This is a genomic window from Psychromonas sp. B3M02, assembly GCF_003318165.1.
GTDB lineage: Bacteria > Pseudomonadota > Gammaproteobacteria > Enterobacterales > Psychromonadaceae > Psychromonas.
On record NZ_QOCB01000007.1, the window covers coordinates 8,223 to 8,695 of the forward strand.

Annotated in this window: 1 pseudogene; it reads left to right on the forward strand. The window is 35.5% G+C overall.

Annotation, left to right across the window (positions count from 1 at the left end):
• Window positions 1-255, forward strand: a pseudogene (locus DS885_RS00665) (carbohydrate ABC transporter substrate-binding protein); the annotation flags it as partial.
• Between the last annotated feature and the right edge of the window lie 218 nt (window positions 256-473).

The window sequence follows — 473 nt, forward strand, 5'->3', positions numbered from 1 at the left end:
ACCTTGGTGAATAAAGCACTATTGCAAATCCCACCTAATAAGAAAGCACATGTAGTTGATAACCCTTTCCTAAACAAAGGTGTTGAGATGCTTAATAATGCCGATGGTACTGCACAGTTCTTTGACCGAGACACAGATCCAGCGATGGCCAAAGAAGCAATGAAAGGCTTCCAAGAATTTATGGTTAAACCAGATCGTCTTGATAGTATCCTCAAGCGTTTAGAAAAAGTACGTCAACGTGCTTTCAAATCATAATTAAGAAAATATAGCCGTTAACTAGCCCTCTCCTATGAGGGCTTTTTTATATTTATTAAATACATTTCTAACACTGACGCTTCGCTGTTTTATTCCCTGTTAAAAACCATTATTTAAATCCGCTAAAAAAGATTGAGTGGGGTCACAGTTATCAATCTAAACAGTAGTAATTAAATCAGGAAGTGACAATCTACAATAAAATGTTTTCGAAAACATTT